Genomic DNA, 14,176 nt, shown 5'->3' with positions numbered 1-14,176 from the left:
TCATATATATTTCTACTTGTCTGCAAATCATTAATAAAGCTAACACACTATTAATATTTCACATGAAAACTTACTGGACATTTCCAATCAAGTAATTTAAGTGAAATTGGATAAGTAAGACGATTTTGGTTCATTCTCAACACTTTTAACAGTTATTTCTAGACAAGCTTGATGAAAAACGATACACCGCACGAATTGAACCCAGACCAAGAGATTGGGCGCTTGATTGATGAGGTAATGTCTTCATCTTTGACTGATGAACAGTACCGCAAAAAGATGCAGCGACGCAAAGAAGTGCAAGACAAGCGCATAGCAGACGCGGTACCAGAAAAAGGGTTAATTATTGTAAATACTGGTAACGGGAAGGGTAAAACTACTGCGGCTTTGGGGATGGTGTTGCGATCGCTCGGTCATGGGTATAAAGTAGCGATCATCCAATTTATCAAAGGTAGCTGGGAACCTTCCGAAAAAAGGGTTTTTAGCTATTGGGAAGACCAGATAGAATTTCACGCAATGGGCGAAGGCTTTACCTGGGAAACTCAAGACCGCGATCGCGATCTTGACAAAGCTAGCGCCGCATGGGAGAAATCATTAGAATACATCCGCAACCCAGATTTTCATCTAGTCTTGTTAGACGAAATCAATATCGCTCTCAAAATGGCTTACTTACCAGTAGAAGACGTTTTAACAGGTTTGGCGCAAAAACCAGCTAACAAACACGTTATTCTCACAGGTAGAGGCGCACCGGCTGCTTTAATTGAGCGTGCTGACTTAGTAACCGAAATGACTTTAATTAAGCACCCTTTCCGCGATCAAGGTGTGAAAGCGCAACCGGGAATTGAGTATTAAATCAGAATTCAGGATTCAGAATTCAGAATTCAGAATTGTTAAAAAACCAGGTTTCCGACTCAGCAGAGATCAGAAATCTGGTTTTTAATTTTCGGATGTCAAGCTAGTTTTGAGGGTTTGTAGTCAGCATCTAGCACTTTGCTTTACAAAACAGGGAGTAGGGAGTAGGGATAGAAAAACATTAAAAACTTTAGTTGTGGGTCATTGCCCACTGTTAGGAAAAGATTTTTGCTCTTATTGCTTGCAATGAGGCATAATGCGTCCAAATTTTCAATCCCACGCCTGGTTGGCGTGGGTTCCCTACCATTGGTGTCAACTTAACGCGAAACCGCATGTCCGCCAGAGAATGAATTCTCTGGCGGGTTATTTAGCTTAAGTTGACACCAATGGTTCCCTACTCCCTACTCCTTCTCCCCTACTCCCTCTGAAATCCTATTTGTTTACTTCTTATTCCAGAGACTTAAAAATGCTTGAGAGATGGCTGGGGTAATCTGACTTTGTAAGTGATTTAGTGCATCACGATGATTTTGATTGTTGTCATCATAATAAGTGAACAGATTCGTCAGCTTGACAATCTCAGGATTTTGATCATTTGTTCCTCTCCATTTGTTAGTAACTTTGTGTAAAACGTCCTTGGGTAGGTTTTGTTGTAAGTTATTTAGGGCTGCAATGTAAGAAGTATTTTGAGGATTCTTTTTGAATTGAACCAACAAATCTATCAGCCTGAATTGGGGCTGTGGCTGCTGCGGCTTATTTGTGAGAGTAGGCTGCTGTAGAATTTGACGCTGTTCAATAGTAGCAATGCCATTTTCAGTTAAACCCTGAGATTTCTGAAATTTTCTGACTGCTGTATAAGTAGCTGGCCCATAAAAAGGCCTGTCTGGAGGAATTTCGGCATTGGTTGCAAAACCGTGAAACTTCAATCTATTCTGAAGCCCTTTGACTGTATCTTCCATGACAGTTCGAGTTTCCGAATCAGCGTTACCATTAACCACAAGTTTTTGTGAGTACTGTTTCTGAAACTTTTTAATCGCCTCTTCGGTAGGATCATCTGTCAAGGAGTTGTTATTCCGCTTCCAGGGAGCAAATTTAGTCAGATCCGGCTTAGGATCAATTTCAGGAGCTAAATATCCCAGTCCAATCAATATATGACGGATGACTTCAGGGCTACTAACGGCCATGCTTTTTGGTTCCTTTGCTACTAAACTACTATTTAATGTATCTTGTTTTACAAAAATTAAGTAAGTAGAAATAACTAAGTCTAACATTTCTTGTTTGCAAGGCGTTGTAAAAGTTAAGCAATGTGTGATGACAAACTGCAACTCTTTGAGACGTTCGGCGTAGGCTAGTACACACCGGGAATTAAAGAAAGTGCGATCGCGATCGCTTATTCTTTACCATTGATGATATAGGAATCCGCTTTGATTTCTGAACTGATTTGCGTAGGCAGGGAATAGGCAATAGGCAATAGGCAACAGGAAAGAAGGCTTCTTGGTTGTACTGAGTTTTTTCAGAAATCAAATATGAGTCCTATAGTCATTAGTCATTGGTCATTAGTAACAATAACCACTGACTTCGATTTTCTCACGGTAATTACAAAAAATTAGCGATCGCGGGAGCATTTTGTCAGACAAGTGATGTTTTCGTAGCTGCGAGATGAGTTAATTTTAATTAAGAAACTGATTAATTTATCACAATATATCCACATAGTTATTTTTACTTATTTATTTTAATAGCTCTATTACTAAAAAAATATAATAGATAACTAATTTTAATCAAAAAATCATCCTAAAAAAATTGCCCAGAGAAATAAATTATGATGTTACAAAAAACTGAGTATTGGGAATACTTAATTATTATAGCCATTGAGAATAGACTATTGGAATGAGGTCAGCATATATGACAATAGAACTAGATTGGACAGTTGTAATCGAAGGATATCAAGTTGTTGAGCAACTTTACTTCAGTTCTAAGACTATTGTCTATCGGGGTATTCGAGATATAGACTTGCAACCTGTGATCATCAAATACCTGAAACGTGATTACCCATCCTTTAGTGAACTATTGCAGTTCCGCAATCAGTATACAATCACCAAAAATCTTGACTTACCTGGTGTTGTTCAACCCTACAGTCTAGAAACCTATCGCAATAGCTATGTACTAGTGATGCCAGATTTTGGAGGCATTTCACTTGGGCAATATACTAAGATACAGCCACTAAAATTAAGTGAATTTCTAACGATCGCTATTCATCTAGCTGACATTCTCAACGGACTCTATCAGCACCGGGTAATCCACAAAGATATCAAGCCGGCCAATATCGTCATTCATCCAGAGACAAAACAAGTTAAGCTGATTGACTTCAGCATCGCTTCTCTGCTGCCCAAAGAAACTCAGGAAATTAAAAATCTTCAGGTTTTGGAGGGTACTCTTGCTTATCTTTCTCCTGAACAAACAGGACGAATGAATCGGGGTATCGACTATCGCAGTGATTTTTATTCCTTGGGGGTGACTTTTTTTGAATTACTCACGGGTCAATTGCCCTTCCAATCCAATGATCCGATGGAACTGATTCATTGTCACATTGCTAAACAACCAGAAAAATTAGGAGGCAGGAGGCAGGGGGCAGGAGGCAGGAGGGAAAAAGAAATTCCGCAGATGATTTCAGATATTGTGATGAAATTGATGGCGAAAAATGCTGAAGACCGCTATCAGAGTGCATTAGGGCTGAAATATGATTTAGAAATTTGTTTGGCTCAACTCAAGGAAACGGGTAGAATTGAAAGTTTCCCAATTGCTCAACGGGATGTGTGCGATCGCTTCCTCATTCCAGAAAAACTTTATGGTCGTGAAACCGAAGTAGCTACACTACTGCAAGCCTTTGACCGCATTAGTAGTGGTACTAGAGAAATCATGTTAGTAGTGGGTTTCTCTGGTATCGGCAAAACAGCGATCGTTAATGAAGTCCATAAGCCGATTGTCCGGCAGAGAGGTTACTTTATCAAAGGTAAATTCGACCAGTTTGGGCGGAATATTCCTTTTTCAGCCTTTGTCCTAGCATTACGGGACTTGATGGCGCAACTACTTACCGAAACAGATACCCAACTAGAACAATGGCAGACGAAAATTCTCTCTGCTTTGGGTGAAAACGGGCAGGTGATTATTGAAGTCATTCCCGAACTCGAACGGATTATTGGTAAGCAACCTCCTACACCTGAACTCTCAGGGAGTGCAGCTCAAAATCGCTTCAATCTGCTGTTCCAAAAGTTTATTCAGGTACTCACAACCCCAGAGCATCCCTTGGTGATTTTTCTGGATGATTTGCAATGGGCAGATTCGGCATCACTGGATCTGATGCAACTACTGATGAGTGAGGCAGAAACGGGCTATCTGTTGCTCATTGGTGCTTACCGAGATAATGAAGTCTCCCCTGCTCATCCCCTAATGATGGTATTGAACGACATTGGCAAAACTGGAGCGGTAATTAATACTATCAATCTAACTCCCCTCAAGCCATCCGACCTCAATCATTTGATTGCCGATACCTTTAGTTGTCCCCCAACACTAGCAGCACCCTTGACGGAATTGGTATATCGGAAAACTACGGGCAATCCCTTTTTCGTCACCCAGTTACTCAAGGCATTGTATGAAGAAGGATGGATTACCTTTGATATTGAGAAGGGCTATTGGCAAGGGGATATTGCTCAAATTCAAGAATTGACGCTCACCAATGATGTTGTCGAGTTTATGGCGCATCAAATCCAGAAGTTGCCTACTTCTACCCAATGTGTTTTAAAACTAGCTGCTTGTATTGGTAACTCTTTTGACCTGGCAACTTTGGCCATTGTCTATGAAAAATCCCCAGATGAAACCGCCGTAGACTTGTGGAGAGGGCTGCAAGAGGGATTGATTTTACCAACCAGTGAAATTTATAAGTTTTTCCAGAAGTCTGGCAATGGTAATGAATCATCCCAATTACCAATGGATAATGAGCAATTACCCAATTACAAATTTCTGCACGATCGCGTCCAACAAGCCGCCTATTCTCTCATCCCAGAGGAGCAAAAACAAGCAACTCACCTAAAAATTGGGCAACTACTGCTGAAGAATACAACTTTGGCACAGCAAGACGAAAAGCTTTTTGAAATTGTCAACCAATTTAATATTGGCAAAAATCTGATTAGTGAGCGATCGCAGCAGACTGAACTTGCTCAACTAAATCTGCAAGCTGGAAAGAAAGCAAGAGCCGCAACTGCATATACAGCAGCATTTGAGTATGTCACCACCGGCATTGCTTTACTGACACAGGAACGGTGGCAAACACAATATCAGCTAACTCTGGCTCTTTATGAAACTGCTGCCGAAACTGCTTATTTGAGTGGCAATCTAGAGCAGATGCCACAATTTGCGGCAGTTATTTTAGAAAATGCCAGCACTCTGTTAGATACAGTCAAAGTCTATGAAATCAGAATTCAAGCAGCTCAAGCCCAACATCAATTTCTAGAGGCAGTGCAAATTGCCCTGGAGATTTTGGAGTGTCTCGGAGTCAGTTTTCCCCAGCAACCGAGCGAATCGGATATTGCCCAAGCGTGTGCGGCGACTAACTCAATCTTGGCAGGTAGGCAGCCGTTAGATTTAATTACTTTACCCCAGATGACGGAGCCAGAAAAGATAGCCGCCATCCGGATTCTTGCAAATGTCTCTTCTTCTGCTTATGTTGTCGCGCCATCTCTTTTACCATTTATTATTCTTGAGCAGGTGAATTTATCGGTTCAATATGGCAATATCTCATACTCAGCAAATGGCTATGCCTACTACGGACTAATGCTATGTGGGGTAATTGGAGATATTGAGTGTGGCTATCAGTTTGCACAACTGGCGTACTTGTTGCTCGAACGGTTGAATGCCAAAGAAATGAAAGCCAGAACCTATGTCGGAGTTCAGTGTAGTGTGTGGCATTGGAAGCAGCCACTCCAAAACACCTTAGCATTTCTCAGAGAAGGCTATCAAAGTGGACTGGAAACAGGAGATTTAGAATCGGCTACCATTTGTGCATTCGTTTACGTCATGCACTCTTGGTTTGTTGGCAAAGAACTGAATGATCTCAGCCGAGAGAGTGTTGCCTTCCGTGATCAACTGACTCACCTCAAACAGGAAGGTCTTCTCAGCCATTTAACTATTTTTCAGCAAGGGATTTTGAATTTAATTGGCGATGCTCCAAAAGCATGGGAACTGATTGGTAATGCCTTTGATCAAGAGAAAATGTTGCCAATTCTCCAGCGCTCAGGCGATCAAACAGCACTGTGCTATTTCTACGTCAGCAAACTAATCCTCTGCTATACATTTGGTAAGTTTGAGCTAGCAGTTGAAGCTGCGATCGCAATCAAAAATTACTTGGGTGGTGCTACAGGATTATTCCTAGTTCCAGTTTTCCACACATACCACTCTCTGGCACATTTGGCTATCTATGCTGAAGTTTCTCCAGCAGAACAACAATCCATTCAGCAACAGGTAATTGCCAACCAGGAAAAGATCAAAAAATGGGCTGACCATATTCCAGCAAATCACCTGCACAAGTATTATTTAGTGGAAGCGGAATGTCATCGCGTTTTGGGCAATAAAGTTGAAGCGGTTGAATATTATGATTTTGCCATTGCTTTAGCTCAGGAAAATCAATACCTCAATGAAGAAGCTCTAGCCAACGAACTTGCAGCCCGATTTTACTTGGGATGGGGCAAAGAGCGAATTGCTCAGGATTATTTACTCAATGCCTACTATGCATACTCTCGTTGGGGAGCAAAAGCCAAGGTTGAGGATTTAGAACGAGACTATCCGCATCTTTTAGCTCCCATTCTGCAACAAGAGAAAATACAGATGATGGCTGATGTCACAATTAGCCCAGATGATAATGGCACTTTCAACTTAAATTATGTCAACTCCACGACATCTGCTAGTAGTGGTGTGTCAGTTGCACTGGATTTAGCAACACTCCTCAAAGCTTCCCACACACTCTCTAGTGAAATTCAGCTAGAAAAACTGCTTTCGACATTGCTGAATGTAGTAATTGAAAATGCTGGAGCAGATAAATGTGTATTGCTATTACTCGAAAAGCAAAGGTTGCTGATTGAGGCAATTACTACAGTTGGCCAATCATCAACAGTAATGCAATCGCTGCCTCTAGAAGACTCACAGGATCTACCGATTTCACTAATTAATAATGTTAAACGCACCTGGCAACCCTCGACTATTATCAATGCAACTACCCATCCTTTATTAATGGGTGATGCTTACATCATTCGTGAACAACCCAAGAGTTTGTTGTGTACACCGATTATTCATCAAGGCAAACTGTTGGGAATTTTGTATTTGGAGAATAGACTAACCACTGGGGTATTTACAGGCGATCGCGTCGAAATCCTGAATCTGCTCTGTACTCAAGCTGCGATCGCTCTGGAAAATGCCCGCCTTTATCAGAAGGCGCAGACTTATGCTCAACAATTGGAGCGATCGCTCGCCCAACAGAAGACTTTGTTTAATGTTGTCACCCAGATGCGAGAATCTTTAGACATGGATGCAATATTTTGTGCTGTAACCCAGAATATTCGTCCCATTCTGAACGCCGATCGGGTGGGAATCTATCAGTTTCATTTTGAATCGGGGTACGAATACGGCGAATTTATTGCCGAAGATGTATTACCTGCATTTCCTTCTGCCTTGGCGATCAAAATTCAAGATCATTGCTTCGGCGAAAACTACGCAACTCTATATAAGGAGGGACGTTTCTGTGCAATGGCAGACATCGAAGCAGATGAAGTGCTAGAGTGCCATCGGGTAATTTTAGAGCAATTCAGTATCAGAGCCTTGCTGGTTGTGCCAATTATGCAAGACAACGAACTTTGGGGACTGCTTTGTATTCACCAATGCGATCAACCTCGTCACTGGCAAACCTCCGAAATTCAATTTGCCCAACAAATTGCCGCCCAAATGGGGGTTGCACTCCAACAGACAGATTTACTGATTAAAACTCGCCAACAGGCAACCCAACTAGAACAGACACTCCAGCATCTCCAAGAAACCCAACTTCAATTAGTTCAAAATGAAAAGATGTCAGCACTGGGGAACCTCGTTGCCGGAGTTGCCCATGAAATTAATAATCCCGTTGGCTTTATTGCTGGGAACTTGAAACCCGCCCAAGATTATGTGCAAGACTTGTTTGGGCTAATTAACTTATATCAAGAAAAGTTACCCAATCCAGGACAGGATTTGGAAGACGAAATCGAGGCAATTGATTTGGAGTATATACGGGAAGACTTGCCGAAATTAATCGACTCGATGCAGCTAGGAGTCAATCGCATCCATGAGATTAGTACTAGCCTCCGCACCTTTTCCAGGTCTGATAAGGATTACAAAGTTCCTTTCAACTTACATGATGGCATAGACAGCACCATCTTAATTCTCAAACATCGCCTAAAACCTCATGAACATTACCCCGCAATTGAGGTGGTGAGGGACTATGGCAATTTACCTCAAGTGGAATGCTTTGCAGGCCAGCTAAACCAGGTATTTATGAATCTGCTAGCAAATGCGATCGATGCATTAGAAGAGTCTCATCGGCAGCGCCATTTAGCAAATATTCAAGCAACCCCCCATCAGATTTTAATTCAAACTCATCTCACTGAAGATGGAGAGCAAGTTTCAATTCGGATTGCAGACAATGGTATCGGCATGACTGAAGAGGTGAAGCAACGGGTATTTGATTACCTGTTCACCACTAAATCCGTGGGTAAAGGAACAGGGTTAGGATTAGCGATCGCTCAACAAATTGTTGTAGAGCGACACGGGGGAAGGCTCAAGGTGGATTCTGTTTTAGGACAAGGAACAGAGTTTACAATAATTCTTCCTGTTACGGATGAAACTCGCTGAGAGTTAAACGCTAAATTATCATCAAGTCAAAAAAGCAAACTCCGATTTAATATTCCAGCGCTTACCGTCGTGAAGCAACAGTGTTAATTTGTCGGCAGTAAACTCAAAATGCAATTGACGCTTTTCAAATTCTGGCCAAGCAACTTTAAAGTTCTGCTTTGTTAAATCCCGAAATGCAACCGTTATGTGGGGCGTAAAAGGGCGCGTTTTAGAAACCTGGTCAACAATTCCCAAGTTGCTTTCTGTATAAGCCATTAAATTAGCTTGCAAAGTCAAAAGGTCTTGACTTCTGACGACATTAATGTATATGACGCGAGGCACAAAGGCATCAAACCCCCTGAGTGTAATTGCTAGTGGCTGTTGTCCACGAGCAAACTCCTGCAAGGATGCTTCTAGTAGTGGTAAGTTAGCATCTGCCCATTCAAAGGGCGGTTGCAGAGTAATATGAGGCGGAGATTTTAGCGCTCCACTACTAGAATAGCGATCGGCAAAGTCCTGCTTAATCTGGTTGGCGTAGTCTTGAATGTCCTGAGATGGTAGAAGGGCAATGAAATAACGGCTCATCTATCTATAAATAGCTGTAATTCGTGTATATTGCTACTCAAAAGTACCATCTTTAATCAGATTTTTAGCGATCGCACTACTCAAATGCGACTCATTTAGTATTATCCAAATTGTAGGGGCACAATATATTGTGCCCCTATAGGTGCAGTCTATTGAATTGAAAACTATCTTGAAAGTGGGTTCATATTTGGATTACGCTTCCACTCAGTTGACCGGGCCCAACTATGCTTGAACGATGAAATCGGAAGCAGTCAGAGTAGGCGCACCAGTAAGTTTTGCAAATTGACCCCCACTACCTAAACCAGCAGCGCTGCCATTTTGATTGTATAGTAAATTTCCAGTCAGAGGATCGTAGACAATCACAGCATTACTAGCCGCCCCTAGACTGGTGACTTGAAAATCATTGGCGTTACTAAAACCTGTTCCCACAACAGAAGTAATGGCAGCAAAGGTAGTCTTATCCAGAACAATCTTATCACCTTGAGAGCGGTTGAAATCAGTAATGGTATCAATACCCACAGCAGCGCTAGTAAAGGCAGCATTGGTGTTGTAAAGGAAAGAATCAGCACCTAAACCACCCACAAGAGTATCATTGCCTTGTCCACCAATAAGAAGATCATTGCCATTACCGCCCCGCAGCAGGTCATCACCACTTTTCCCATCAATGATGTCATTACCTCCTTGACCATTAATCACATCGTTAGAGTTGTCAAAACCGACGATGTTATTGTTCAAATCATTGAGGAAGGTGACGGTGTTTCTGTTGAAAACGCTAGTTTGAGTGGAGTCGGCATTAATCACATCAAAGTTGTCGGTAAAGTTAGCCTGTCCATCAAATAGGATATTACCGATGGCGGGTCTTGTTGCTAATGCAACTAAGTTCTCCAGGTTTTCTAACTTAAAGTTTTGCAGAGTGACTTTGGTATTAGCCACATCTTCAAAGGTGACTTCTAAATTGTTTGCATTTTGAGTTAATTGCAGATTTCTCGCAGTCAAACCAGCCCCAATAAATTGCAAGGTGTCTATTTTCGCAATCACCGCAGCTGAAGGATTTGAGTTAGTACCTACACCACCAAAGTCCGTGATGATGTCATTGCCATTGTTTAATCGGGTGATAAAGGTGTCATTGCCGGCGGTACCATTGATAATTTTAGGTTTAACTGTTCCACTAATAACAAAGTCAAAGGGGCTTTCGTCACTATCGTTGTTATTTAAACTGACGCTACCACTATAAGTGCCTAGTGTAGTGGTGTTGAGTGCCACCGATATGGTGGTGGAAGCATTAGCAGCCACACTCGTCGGAAGAGTACCAACCACACTAAATCCGTCAGGAAGTTTAAGGTTACTCAGGCTGAGTGCAGCTGTACCGGTGTTCTTGATAGTAAAGGTTTTGGTGAGAGTGTTACTAACAGTGGTGTCGCCAAAGTTAATGGCTGTAGTGGTGCCATCTGCAATGTCAACAGTGCCATTGAGAACTTGAATTTCCGGGGCAGTAATAGTGATGCGGGGAGCTTCGTATGCACCAATATCAATCAATGCAGTGCCATTACCATCCCCATCCAGAGGAATATTCCCAGTTATGGCATTGAAGACATTGGAACCAGCATCGATCGCAGGACTTCCAGCTTTGAGCGCAAAATTCTTTTTGGCCGCATCAACAAATTGAGGATCTTTACCCAAAATGTTCTGCAATCCCGTAGCTTTTAGATTATCTGAAGCTTGAAATAAATTCGAGTTATAAACAAGGTTGCGATCAAAGGTTATATTTTTGGCGAACTTAATGCTGTTCGCTTTTTGATTGTTGGTTGCGTACAAGATGTTGTTGTAGACACCTACTTTTTCTGAATAAGAAACACCAATCTCTCCATGCTCTTTAAGAACACGACCATTCTGGTAAACTGTGTTGTTGAGGACATCGACATTTGTAGCTTTAAAAATCTCAATGCCTGCGCCTCCATTGTTGTAACTTGTGTTATTTGCAATTAGTGCTTTACCAGTATAGGGTAAGCCGTCTTTAGTCTCCATAGTGGTATCAAGCATAATACCGTGCCCTTCAGTGATTTTGCCTACCACTACCCAAGGAACCAGACTTTGATTATCGTAAGCAATGTTGTCTCGAAAAATTATCCTGTAGTCAGTAGTATTGTTATCAAAGTTAAAACTGTTAAGTGCGGTGATTCCCTGATTACCAAAAGGCGAATACCAAGCGTTTCCAGACACAACATTTTTCTCAACAGTAATGTAATCGGCATCACGAAATGCAATGCCTCCACCTGCAAAGTTACGGACTGTATTCCCAGCAATGACAATGTGATGGGGATTAGTACCGCCCGCTCCCTGACTATCTTTCCATGCTGATACATAAATTCCATTAGCATAAGTCAAGGGGTTGTTAACGTTATCCTTCTGACTTAAGGCATATTCTAGAGTGATGTTTTCCCGATTGCCCTCTAGCTCAAGTCCTTCAATCCGCACGTAAGATGAACTAAATACATTAATGCCAGTTATAGTTGTTTTTATCTTAGGCGTATGTCCTGGATAGGCTTTGACGGTTGTCCAGTTGTCTGGCGAACCATTCATGTTAAAAATATTTCCTCCTTTCTCATAAGTGCCATTCATGACGTAGACTGTATCGCCTGTTTTCATCTCATAGAAGGCTTTACCCAAACTGCGAAATGCAGTATCTTCTTTCAAGCCATTATTTTTATCATTGCCTGTTCCAGAAACGTAGTATGTTTTGCCAGCCATTATCTTTACTCCGAATATTTTGTAAGGTGAATTGGTAATAAATTCTCAGCCACTTTCATCAGTTGCTAAGTAGTTATTTGAATGGGTTATCTATCTGGAATTTTCAAGACAGTCACAGTTATCCAATCGCGACTTGAAATCGCGTTGGTTCTAGAAACGCTGTTGTAAAATTGAAAAATTTTCTCCTGTCAACCGTTGATGGTTAAAACAGGGATATCGATACCATCAATCCAATCGTCAGGGTTTTGTTGAGGGTGATCGGACGATTAGCGGGTAGATGCTTCGCCTGTTTTGCTGGTTGTCAGACATAGTCTGATTAGCAAGGTTAGATGGAGTCGAATTGAATCGTATCTTCATCTGGAGCACAGATGTAATCGCTGCTCTTTGTGAGCCAGCTTGACCATCTGCTATATTCAATACAGCGATCATAATTTTGCATGGTAATTCCTCTGGACTTTATCCGTTGTCTGAGGTCAGGAGATTGCTAAATAGGCATGGTAAAATACACCCCTGACTAATAACTTCGGACTTAAAGTTACAGTGGTCAAAGTTAAATTTTGCTTGAAACTTTAGTAGGTTTACCCCTTAACTTAAGGGGATTAATCTAACAACTGAGTCGAACCTGTTTTTAAGCGGTGTAACTGATGTCTTGTTTTGAACTTAGTTAAAAGTAACCTTTACAAACAGCACTTGATATCAGTAAATGCTCGTAACATGGTAAGTTTTTTTACAACAAAAGACAAAAAACTATGGAAGTGTCGTGGTGAGTCCTGTTAATTTCCTGAGTGATATGGGAATAGAGAGTGCTTTGTGCGAGGATTTGATGAAGTTTATCTAAAAATTTGAGGACTGGGGATTAGAGATTGGGATTGGGGACTAGTAGCGCAAGGTGGAATTAAAAATTAAAAATTAAAAGTTAAAAATGAAGACAGCATAAGGGTTTTGTTGATTGAGAATGGGTGGCTTATTTCCGCCGTGCGGTACTAGTATTTTTTACTCAGCACTCTCTAGTCAGCACTATCAAGTCAGGTTGCCGTAACTGTTTATCGTTGCGATTGGGTAGGAGGGAATAGGGTTTTAGCCTAGAGAGCCAATCTTTGAGATAGTTTGGTTTGATGGTGTCAACTTACTTAATCTTCATAATATGAATACTGCAATAAACTCCAGAATACCTGTTGCTTTAACCATTGCTGGTTCAGATAGCGGTGGCGGTGCAGGAATTCAAGCCGATTTACGCACCTTTGCTTTTCACTGTGTCCACGGTACTAGCGCTATAACCTGTGTCACGGCACAAAACACTCTAGGAGTGAGGAGGGTTGATGCTATGCCAATGGAGGCTGTTGTAGCGCAAATTCAGGCAGTAGTTGAGGATATTGGCGTACAAGCTGCCAAAACGGGAATGTTGCTCAATCAGGAAATTATCTTTGCTGTTGCCCAGCAGGTAGAAGCTTTACAAATCAATAATCTAGTAGTTGATCCAGTAATGGTGTCACGTACAGGAGCACAATTGATTGATGATGATGCTGTGAAGACTCTGTGCCATACGCTGATTCCCAAGGCGGTTATAATCACGCCCAATCGCTATGAAGCTCAGATTTTAAGCGGTTTACAAATTAACTCCTTGGAAGATATGCAAGCTGCTGCTGAAATTATTCACAAGACTTTAAGAACGAAGGCTGTTTTAGTCAAGGGCGGAGGTATGAAAGGAGATTTACGTGGCGTTGATATCTGGTTTGATGGCGATAAGTTGGAAGTTTTGACTTGCCAGCAAGTAGAGACAAAAAATACCCACGGTACTGGTTGTACACTATCGGCTGCGATCGCTGCTAATCTGGCTAAGGGAAAAGACTTGTGGCAGGCGGTGCAACTAGCAAAGGAGTACGTAACTACTGCGCTCACTTACGCTCTAGATATTGGCGAAGGGCAAGGCCCTGTAGGACACTTCTTCCCATTGTTGGGGACTAGGGACTAGGGACTAGGGAAAAGTTTTCTTAATACCCCAATACCCAATACCCAATACCCAATACCCAGTCCCCAATCCCCAGTCCCCAATCCCCCAATAAAAAATCTTTGCCCTTTCGATATTTTTCTA

The 14,176-nt window shown here is 41.7% G+C and carries 7 protein-coding genes; 3 read left to right on the top strand and 4 right to left on the bottom strand.

What is annotated here, in order from left to right; all coding sequences use genetic code 11:
* Positions 1 to 171: 171 nt before the first annotated feature.
* Positions 172 to 849, top strand: a complete 678-nt coding sequence (gene cobO / locus RRG12_RS27615) for a cob(I)yrinic acid a,c-diamide adenosyltransferase (protein WP_420761374.1) — start codon at positions 172 to 174, stop codon at positions 847 to 849.
* A gap of 440 nt (positions 850 to 1,289) precedes the next feature.
* Here the strand turns inward: cobO and RRG12_RS27610 are convergent, their stop codons facing one another.
* The gene (locus RRG12_RS27610) at positions 1,290 to 2,117 is read right to left on the bottom strand and encodes a peptidoglycan-binding protein (RefSeq protein WP_069068960.1); all 828 of its coding nucleotides are present in this window, start codon (positions 2,115 to 2,117) and stop codon (positions 1,290 to 1,292) included.
* Between the two features lie 94 nt (positions 2,118 to 2,211).
* Positions 2,212 to 2,370: a hypothetical protein gene (locus RRG12_RS27605; RefSeq protein ID WP_420761373.1), complete on the bottom strand. Its 159-nt coding sequence runs from the start codon at positions 2,368 to 2,370 to the stop codon at positions 2,212 to 2,214.
* A gap of 378 nt (positions 2,371 to 2,748) precedes the next feature.
* On the opposite strand from RRG12_RS27605, the gene RRG12_RS27600 reads away from it, so the two are divergent.
* Entirely contained in the window at positions 2,749 to 8,772 is a 6,024-nt protein-coding gene (locus RRG12_RS27600) for a trifunctional serine/threonine-protein kinase/ATP-binding protein/sensor histidine kinase (protein WP_420761372.1), read from the top strand.
* A 21-nt stretch (positions 8,773 to 8,793) separates the two neighbouring features.
* Here the strand turns inward: RRG12_RS27600 and RRG12_RS27595 are convergent, their stop codons facing one another.
* Both RRG12_RS27595 and RRG12_RS27590 read right to left on the bottom strand, forming a co-directional pair.
* On the bottom strand, positions 8,794 to 9,336 hold the full coding sequence (locus RRG12_RS27595; protein ID WP_420761371.1) for a 2'-5' RNA ligase family protein: 543 nt from the start codon (positions 9,334 to 9,336) through the stop codon (positions 8,794 to 8,796).
* Between the two features lie 222 nt (positions 9,337 to 9,558).
* On the bottom strand, positions 9,559 to 12,084 hold the full coding sequence (locus RRG12_RS27590; protein ID WP_420761370.1) for a choice-of-anchor D domain-containing protein: 2,526 nt from the start codon (positions 12,082 to 12,084) through the stop codon (positions 9,559 to 9,561).
* Positions 12,085 to 13,228: 1,144 nt separating this feature from the next.
* Here RRG12_RS27590 and thiD point away from each other — a divergent pair.
* A complete protein-coding gene (gene thiD / locus RRG12_RS27585; protein WP_420761369.1) occupies positions 13,229 to 14,056 on the top strand; it encodes a bifunctional hydroxymethylpyrimidine kinase/phosphomethylpyrimidine kinase in 828 nt (275 codons plus the stop codon).
* Positions 14,057 to 14,176: the final 120 nt, after the last annotated feature.

Source organism: Nostoc sp. CALU 546 (assembly GCF_048836525.1).
This window is presented reverse-complemented; position numbering and strand designations above follow the sequence as displayed.

Excerpts from the sequence above, each read along its gene's own strand:
- thiD (WP_420761369.1), top strand. The coding sequence starts at position 13,229 with ATGAATACTGCAATAAACTCCAGAATACCTGTTGCTTTAACCATTGCT.
- RRG12_RS27590 (WP_420761370.1), bottom strand. The coding sequence starts at position 12,084 with ATGGCTGGCAAAACATACTACGTTTCTGGAACAGGCAATGATAAAAAT.
- cobO (WP_420761374.1), top strand. The coding sequence starts at position 172 with ATGAAAAACGATACACCGCACGAATTGAACCCAGACCAAGAGATTGGG.
- RRG12_RS27595 (WP_420761371.1), bottom strand. The coding sequence starts at position 9,336 with ATGAGCCGTTATTTCATTGCCCTTCTACCATCTCAGGACATTCAAGAC.
- RRG12_RS27600 (WP_420761372.1), top strand. The coding sequence starts at position 2,749 with ATGACAATAGAACTAGATTGGACAGTTGTAATCGAAGGATATCAAGTT.
- RRG12_RS27610 (WP_069068960.1), bottom strand. The coding sequence starts at position 2,117 with ATGTTAGACTTAGTTATTTCTACTTACTTAATTTTTGTAAAACAAGAT.